General features: G+C 41.0%; 9 protein-coding genes. 5 read left to right on the forward strand and 4 right to left on the reverse strand.

The genetic code is table 11. The annotated features are described in order from the left end of the window. Nucleotides 1–2 precede the first annotated feature (2 nt). Genes IJT21_09045 through IJT21_09060 form a run of 4 tightly spaced genes read right to left on the reverse strand, consistent with a single transcriptional unit; the run spans nucleotide 3 to nucleotide 3,586 of the window. A complete protein-coding gene (locus IJT21_09045) occupies nucleotides 3–1,745 on the reverse strand; it encodes a BamA/TamA family outer membrane protein (GenBank protein MBQ7578396.1) in 1,743 nt (580 codons plus the stop codon). A gap of 36 nt (nucleotides 1,746–1,781) precedes the next feature. Next, nucleotides 1,782–2,342 carry a hypothetical protein gene (locus tag IJT21_09050; protein ID MBQ7578397.1) on the reverse strand — a complete coding sequence of 187 codons (561 nt, stop codon included), beginning with the start codon at nucleotides 2,340–2,342 and terminating at the stop codon, nucleotides 1,782–1,784. 6 nt (nucleotides 2,343–2,348) lie between these two features. Then, nucleotides 2,349–2,915: a sigma-70 family RNA polymerase sigma factor gene (locus IJT21_09055; GenBank protein ID MBQ7578398.1), complete on the reverse strand. Its 567-nt coding sequence runs from the start codon at nucleotides 2,913–2,915 to the stop codon at nucleotides 2,349–2,351. After that, entirely contained in the window at nucleotides 2,912–3,586 is a 675-nt protein-coding gene (locus IJT21_09060) for a histidine phosphatase family protein (GenBank protein ID MBQ7578399.1), read from the reverse strand. Before IJT21_09060 ends, IJT21_09055 begins: the two co-directional genes overlap by 4 nt. Before the next feature lie 147 nt (nucleotides 3,587–3,733). On the opposite strand from IJT21_09060, the gene IJT21_09065 reads away from it, so the two are divergent. From IJT21_09065 to IJT21_09085, 5 genes are all read left to right on the forward strand, one after another. After that, entirely contained in the window at nucleotides 3,734–3,877 is a 144-nt protein-coding gene (locus tag IJT21_09065; protein ID MBQ7578400.1) for a hypothetical protein, read from the forward strand. A 371-nt stretch (nucleotides 3,878–4,248) separates the two neighbouring features. Beyond that, nucleotides 4,249–5,070, forward strand: a complete 822-nt coding sequence (locus IJT21_09070) for an ATP phosphoribosyltransferase regulatory subunit (protein ID MBQ7578401.1) — start codon at nucleotides 4,249–4,251, stop codon at nucleotides 5,068–5,070. Beyond that, nucleotides 5,063–5,686, forward strand: a complete 624-nt coding sequence (locus IJT21_09075; GenBank protein ID MBQ7578402.1) for an ATP phosphoribosyltransferase — start codon at nucleotides 5,063–5,065, stop codon at nucleotides 5,684–5,686. Before IJT21_09070 ends, IJT21_09075 begins: the two co-directional genes overlap by 8 nt. A 120-nt stretch (nucleotides 5,687–5,806) precedes the next feature. Continuing rightward, nucleotides 5,807–7,012, forward strand: a complete 1,206-nt coding sequence (hisD, locus tag IJT21_09080; GenBank protein MBQ7578403.1) for a histidinol dehydrogenase — start codon at nucleotides 5,807–5,809, stop codon at nucleotides 7,010–7,012. Between the two features lie 91 nt (nucleotides 7,013–7,103). Beyond that, nucleotides 7,104–7,277 carry a 4Fe-4S binding protein gene (locus tag IJT21_09085; GenBank protein MBQ7578404.1) on the forward strand — a complete coding sequence of 58 codons (174 nt, stop codon included), beginning with the start codon at nucleotides 7,104–7,106 and terminating at the stop codon, nucleotides 7,275–7,277. Nucleotides 7,278–7,435 lie beyond the last annotated feature (158 nt).

Here is a 7,435-nt window from a genome sequence, read left to right on the forward strand (position 1 = left end):
AACTAAAACATTTCGCCAAACCCGAAATAAGTCTTGTTTTCCTCGTCTCCGTGAGCATAATCTACACGCACATTTCCAAAGGGAGTTTTTATTCTTACGCCGAGTCCGTAGTCGTCGTGATAATCATTCCACTTAAATGACTCGTCAGCGTTGCCTATGTCGTAAAAAGCTACGATCGAGAACATTTGATTTACCGGCATTCTGATTTCGACGTTTCCTAAGAACATTTTGCTCCCTTCAAATGCACGCGAACTATAACCGCGCAAAGTGTTCATGCCTCCGAGTGAATATTTTGCAAATGCTGGTATATCGTCCTTAGTTGCAGAACCTATTCTGAGTCTCATAGCTAATAATAACGGATTCTCGTCCGTCCAGTTGAAATCATTATCAGCGATTCCAGCTACTAATTTATTCAATGACGCGTATAATCTCGCCTGAGTCCAATATTTAGTGTAACTAAAATCACCGCCGATAGCCCTCATAGCCTGTTCGACTCCGATCTCCCATATAAAGCCCTTAGGGTAAGCAGCGTACTCGTCTAATTTATTCCATGTCAATAAAAGCTCGGCCGTCTGGTTATTTCCCTGCCAAGGTGTTAAATCATCGACATAACCGGGTATAGCACGTTGAATATCGCTGTATTCTGTGTGCTGATGTCTCAACGTGAAGAACCAGCTCCACGCCTCATTTGAAAATTTACGGCCTATTCCCGCGAAAACCGACCAGCTTTTTTCGTCAAATTCAAATTGTCTGTTGCCGCGCTTGTAAAAATATCTGTCGTCGTAAGTGTTATAGCGTGCGCCGATCCTCCAGCCGAAAGTTTTTGCATCCATGTAGGGATTCGAGAGAGTAACCCAATAACTTGCTTCTTTGCCCTCGTTGAAACCGATTTGAAAATTTACGCCTCTACCCTTTAAATTTGTGTCGCTGTAAGTCAAACCGCCTGAGAAACCGCTTTCAGACCCGTATGCGAGATTTAATCCGATTGAGGCCGTACGCTTTTCTTTGACCGTGAGAATAATATCAACTGTATCATCAGTATTTTCTGGAATATCAAAATTTACGTTTACGTCTTCAAAGTAGCCAAGACCCTGCAATTTATTCAACTGATGACGAAATTTTGTAGCGTTGAAAATGTCGCCTTTCGCTAATTTTATTTCGCGCCTGATTACATAAGTTTTTGTGCGCTTATTGCCCTGAATAATTACATCGCCGATTTTAGGTTCAAGAATGGTAACGTAAATATTTCCGCCCTCAATCTGAACATCAGTAACGCGCACCATTACATAACCGTCTTTGTGATACTGTTCTTGTATTCTGTCCAAGTCATGACGGAAAAATGTGCGGTTAAAAACTGTCCCGACCTGCGAGAAAACATTTTCCATCAATTTTTCTGCTGTATAAATCGTGTTGCCGGTGAAATTAATTGATTCTATAACCGGATTTTCCTGCACCGTGAACATTACAGAAGCTCCGCCGCCCTCAGGTCTTAAATCAACGTCGACGAACGAAAAAAAGCCCTGATCGTAAATTGCTTGTATATCTGCCTGAATCATGTCGCGGCTTAAGACTTTTCCCGGCTTAGTGTCGACCACGTTTAAAATATATTCGCTGGTAATCTGTGAATTTCCTGTTACTCCGACTGAAGTAATTTGTATTTCCGGCACTTCTTCAGCGCAGACAGTGAAAGCCAGTCCCGCAATAAATGCCGTTATCAACGCAAATATAAAAATTTTCTGCCTCATGATTTAATTAACTTCTCCCCTTTTGATTTATTGCAACTATTTATTATTTATTATTACTGTTTTGCTGCCCTTTAGAGCGCGCTGGCCTGTCTGCATGAGTGATAAAACTTGCTCGTAAGGGACTTTTTTGCTTACTGCCGGAGTTGGTGCCGGTTTTATTGCTGTTCGTTCGGGTGCCGGCTGAGGTTTATTATTTATCTGCCGTCTTGCTGCTCGTCTTGGAGGCTGTACAGGTTCGGGCTTACTCTCACGGATTATTATTATCGGTTCGGCCAAGACGATTTTATTTGACTCTGTCTCTGTCAAAACCGGTGCTGAAATATTTTCACGCGAGATCGGCACTACCATAAGCATGACAATTAATACAGCAAGAAACAACGAACGCAAGAACTGCGCAAAAAATTTCGTTATGGGATTCGCTTTGACACCTGAACAATTTATAAATACGTCCTGCCGCAAATCTTCAAGATCTGCACGGGCGCACTCGGCATCCATTAAGGCGACTTCCATAGCTCCTTCGCTGTAAGAATTTTTCAGACGCTCAAGCCATCGGACAATACCCGCGACTCTTTTATCAACTACTACAGGATTTCTCAAAAATTTTTACACTCCTTTTATCGGTTCGAGACCCAGCCAGCCGCGAATTTTTGTAATTGCTGCACGTCTCAATCTATAAACGTGGCTGACATCTAATTTTTTCTCGACTGCTACATCTTTAGGCTTCTTGCCCTCAAAGAATAGAGCTGACACAATTTCGGCTTCTTTACCGTCAAGTTTCTTGATGCTCTGCGCAACATCGAGCCATTCATCATTATTATCACTATCTGAGTCAGATTCTTCTGCTAATGTGAGCCATTCATCAGGAACAGGGAGAGGGGCTTTTTTCTCGCTGCGTTCCAACATATTTATAATTTGACCGTGAATCTTGTGATATGCATATGTTGAAAATTTAAATTCTCGTTCAGGCTCAAATTTATCAACCGCACGAATCAAAGCTAACATTCCTTCTTGTATAATATCCTGCTTTAATTCATTGTCGGTAACGTGAATTTTTCCAGCGATCCAGAAAACTAACGGCCTATATGCGACTATTAATTCTTCGCGCGCGTCAATATCTCCGTTTGTGCAAAGCTGCCATAAAATTTTTTCTCGTTCGGGATCAAGACTCATATTGTTACACCTTCCCAGACGGGCATTTTTTCGCCTGATTCGCCTGCTCTGACGTGTAAATTATCATTCGAGAATACGAGACAGGGACGGCCTCGACGCATTTCAACGCCGCTGATTGCACAATTAGATACGTCCATATTCCAAACTTTATGAGGATTCAAGCCCGTAAACACCGCGTATAAAGCCCGCATTATTCCGCCGTGAGAGACCACAACAATTTTTTTGTAGGGGCCATCGAGAAAAGTTTTTACAGCTCGTGAAAGACGCGAATAAATCTGTTCCCATGTTTCAGCACCTGCAGGAGGGTTAAAAAATGGGTCTGCGCGCCACTTTGCAAAATTTTCGTGTTGGTCGCGTTCAAGTCCTGCAATTGATTGACCTTCCCAGCCTGCAAAATTTATTTCTTGTAATTCAGCAAGTACTATAGGCTTTATGTTCACTCGTTCGCCGATTGCATTTGCTGTGTATAAAGCTCTGTCTAACGGGCTTGTGTAAATAACTTCAGGCGGCCAAGACTCCAGCCTCAACGCTAAAGAATGCGCCTGCCGTTTGCCTTCTTCTGTTAATTGCACATTTGTACGGCCTTGAAAGCGGTATTCTTTATTCCATTCAGTTTGGCCGTGCCGCGCAAGTATCACGCGACGAGGTTCTTTGCTGTTATTATCTGTCAAGTTTTCAGCCCCTCCTGACTCAATTATTATTTATGTAGTTATACTTAACGATTTTATTTTACGCAATTATAGCATGTAGAATTTCAGTATGTGCTATTATTACCGGCAACATAAAATTTTTACGAGCTTATATCAAATACACTTAATTTGCGCGACTCATGGGCGGGGAGGGGGGCAAGGGGGAACGGGCTTTGGGGGTTCCCCCTCACACAAGCTATAAACTTTTTATATATACAGCAATTAATTTATCAGGGGCACAACGATTTTATTTTACGCAATCACAGCATGTAGAATTTAACTCTGTGCTGTTATTACCGGAAATATAAAATTTTTACGAGCTTATATGCAGCTAATATAATTTAACAAAACACTTTAGATTATATAACAGCAAAGTCAAAGGCGAAAAACTTTTTACAACAGGTGCCGCTCACAGCAGAAATTACATATTCAAGTGTATTTACTATATAATTACCGCAAAAAAGGAGCTTATATGCAGCAAAAATATTTGGCCGATAATTCAGATCCAATGCAGTTAATTTATCGCGCGAATACGTTCGTCCCGCCCACCCACCCACCCGAATTGAAGGGGTAGCGCGAACAACGAAAAGTTTTTACAAGTATTCATGTGTGCTGACATATAAATATAAATTTAGGAGGCTATTATGACACTAGAACAGCTCAGACCGGAAGAGAAAGCAGCATTAAACTTGCGCAAAATTTATTCTCAATACGGTTACAAATTTTACAGAATGAGCAGATTTGAAGAATACGATTTTTACGCGAACAAGAAAGATTTCTTAACGTCGAGAAATATTTTAACCTTCACGGACATTAACGGCAAATTAATGGCTCTGCGTCCTGACGTAACATTATCGATAATTAAGCACATTAAAGCAATTCCCGACCAGGTACAGAAATTTTTTTATGACGAGAAAATTTATAGAGTCCCGAAAAACGCAAACAACTTCCGGGAATTATCACAAGCAGGCATTGAGTGTATCGGCTCACTTGACCGCAAAAATATTTATGAAGTCATAGAACTTGCTGTAAAGAGTCTCGAAACTTTAGCGGGCGGACGGCGTTACATTCTCGACATCGCAGACGCAGGACTAATCGCAAAATTTATTCACGACAGCAATAAACACGAAATTATGAAGTGCATAGCAGAGAAAAATATTCACGGATTGAAGGATTTAAACGCTCCCGACGAAATTATAAATCTCATGACAGGTGAGTCAAAACCTGCCGAACTCGCCGAACTTCAAAAAATTTATCCCAACACAATAAATATAGATTTCTCAGCAGTAAGCAACTTAAATTATTACAACGGGATAATCTTTCGCGGCTTCATCGAAGGAGTTCCGGACAGCATTTTATCAGGCGGTCAATATGATATTTTGCTTCACTCAATGGGACATAAAGACTCTAAAGCTATCGGCTTTGCTGTATATCTTGATTATCTGGAGGCGTTGACAAGTGATTAATATCGCGTTACCCAAAGGCAGACTCGGCGTAAGAGTCTATAAACTTTTTGAGTCGGCAGGCTATGAATTTCCCGGAATACTTGATAATAATCGCAGACTCGTTTTCGAGAATGAGTCATTAAATATGCGCTGTTTCTGGGTCAAACCGTTTGATGTTCCTGTTTATGTCGAAAGGGGGACGGCTGATATAGGCTGTGCTGGCAAAGATATTTTACTCGAACGAAATCCGGATGTTTACGAGCTTGCTGACTTGAAAGCAGGTTTTTGCAGAATGGCTGTTGCTGCGAAAAATGATTTTGTTGACGACGAGTCAAAAATTTTGCGGGTTGCTACTGAATTTCCGAATATAGCGCAAAATTATTATTCAAGTCTTGGCCGCGAAATTGATATTATTACTCTGCGTGGGTCTCTTGAACTTGCGCCGGTGCTGGGACTCTCTGATGTCATAGTTGATATAGTAGAAACCGGGACTACTTTGCGCGAAAATAATTTGTCGGTCATAAATTATATTGCAGATTTAAGCGCGCGGTTAATTGCTAATAAGTCAGCTTATAAATTTAAGTGTGAGGCAATAAACGAAATTTTAACGAGACTCAAAAACGCTGATAAATTCTGATTTATAATTTACAAATGGACAACTAGCTAAAACCGTTATAAATTATTTATTATGAAGGAGGCTCAAAAATTGATAACGATAACTGATTCACAAAATTTTTCACGCAAGGAAACAAGAGCTATGAGTCAGACATTTATAAAAACTGTCAGCAAAATAATTGACTCCGTAGCCAAAGAAGGAGATCAAGCAATTATCAATTTCGAGAAAGAATTTGACGGCGTAAAAATTCATTCGCTCGTAGTCAGTGAATTTGAGACAAAATGCGCGTTAAAAGCTGTCGGCAGTGAATATATTGACATGCTCAAACGTGCGGCAGAAAATATTTATAACTTCCACTCTAAACAAGTCAGAACAGGATTTATTTATTCTGACAAAGAAGGCGTAATACTCGGACAAAAAATTATCCCGCTTGAAAGAGTCGGACTCTATGTTCCCGGCGGTACTGCTTCATATCCTTCAAGCGTCTTAATGAATGCAATTCCCGCAAAAATCGCAGGCTGCAAAGAAATTTTTATTGCGACTCCTCCTGAAGTCAAGAATGAAATAATAGCGGCTGCACACGTTGCCGGAGTAGATAAAATTTTCAAAATGGGAGGAGCTCAGGCAATCGCAGCATTTGCATACGGGACTCAAACAATAAAGCGCGTTGATAAAATCGTAGGGCCGGGAAATATTTACGTAGCTGAGGCAAAACGTCAAGTCTTCGGGCGGGTTGCAATTGACATGATTGCGGGGCCAAGTGAAATTTTAATTATAGCCGACAAACATAATTATCCGGCACATTTGGCAGCAGACATGTTAGCACAGGCCGAACACGATAGACTCGCGACTGCAATATTAATCACGAACTCTAAACGCTTGGCAAAAAGTGTAGCCGACGAAATCGAAATACAATTATTGAAGCTCGAACGTCAAGAAATAGCCCGCGAGTCAATCAACAAAAACGGGAGAATTATTCTTGTGAAGACTCTTGATGAAGCTATAAATCTTGCAAACGAAATCGCACCTGAACACTTAGAATTATGCGTGGAAAACGCTTTTGAATGGCTGACAGCGGGAAAAATTGTCAATGCAGGTTCAATATTTCTCGGCCGTAATTCACCTGAAGCACTCGGAGACTATTACGCAGGACCGAATCACACTCTGCCGACGATGGGGACTGCAAGATTTTCGAGCCCGTTATCAGTTGATGATTTCGTGAAGAAGTCGCAATTTATTTATTACAGCCCTGAAGCATTAAATAAGGCCTCGCACGATATTGAAAATTTTGCCAGATCTGAAGGCTTGACGGCTCATGCAAACAGTGTAGTTATTCGCAGGCAGTAAATTTTTGTGATATAATGCAAAACGTTAACAGGTTAGAGGGACTTGTTAGCAAAACGATTGATACAAGAATTTAGTTGAGGAGGTCTTCATTATGGCAAAAGCAGTAGTAGATCAGGATGTTTGTGTAGGTTGCGAGTCTTGTGTATCAGCCTGCCCGGTATCAGCAATTTCTGTAGCAGACGGAAAAGCGAAAGTTGATGCAGCTGCTTGCGTAGAGTGCGGGACATGTGTATCAACCTGCCCGGTAAGTGCGATTTCACAGTAAATTTTTAACGAACAAATTATTTGAACTTGTAAATTACAGACCGATGGAGTAAATAAACTCTGTCGGTTTTATTTATTATGTGGGAAAAACTTTTTGCCAAAACGCGACTCCAGACTCAAAACCGGGTGGGCGGGTGGGATTAACCAATTTAAACGCGA

The sequence above is a fragment of the Synergistaceae bacterium genome, from assembly GCA_017443945.1.
Taxonomy (GTDB): Bacteria; Synergistota; Synergistia; order Synergistales; family Aminobacteriaceae; genus JAFUXM01.

What these genes read in the sequence shown, in the direction of transcription:
- IJT21_09045 (MBQ7578396.1), bottom strand. Translation starts at nt 1,745, where the DNA reads ATGAGGCAGAAAATTTTTATATTTGCGTTGATAACGGCATTTATTGCG.
- hisD (MBQ7578403.1), top strand. Translation starts at nt 5,807, where the DNA reads ATGAGTCAGACATTTATAAAAACTGTCAGCAAAATAATTGACTCCGTA.
- IJT21_09070 (MBQ7578401.1), top strand. Translation starts at nt 4,249, where the DNA reads ATGACACTAGAACAGCTCAGACCGGAAGAGAAAGCAGCATTAAACTTG.
- IJT21_09085 (MBQ7578404.1), top strand. Translation starts at nt 7,104, where the DNA reads ATGGCAAAAGCAGTAGTAGATCAGGATGTTTGTGTAGGTTGCGAGTCT.
- IJT21_09055 (MBQ7578398.1), bottom strand. Translation starts at nt 2,915, where the DNA reads ATGAGTCTTGATCCCGAACGAGAAAAAATTTTATGGCAGCTTTGCACA.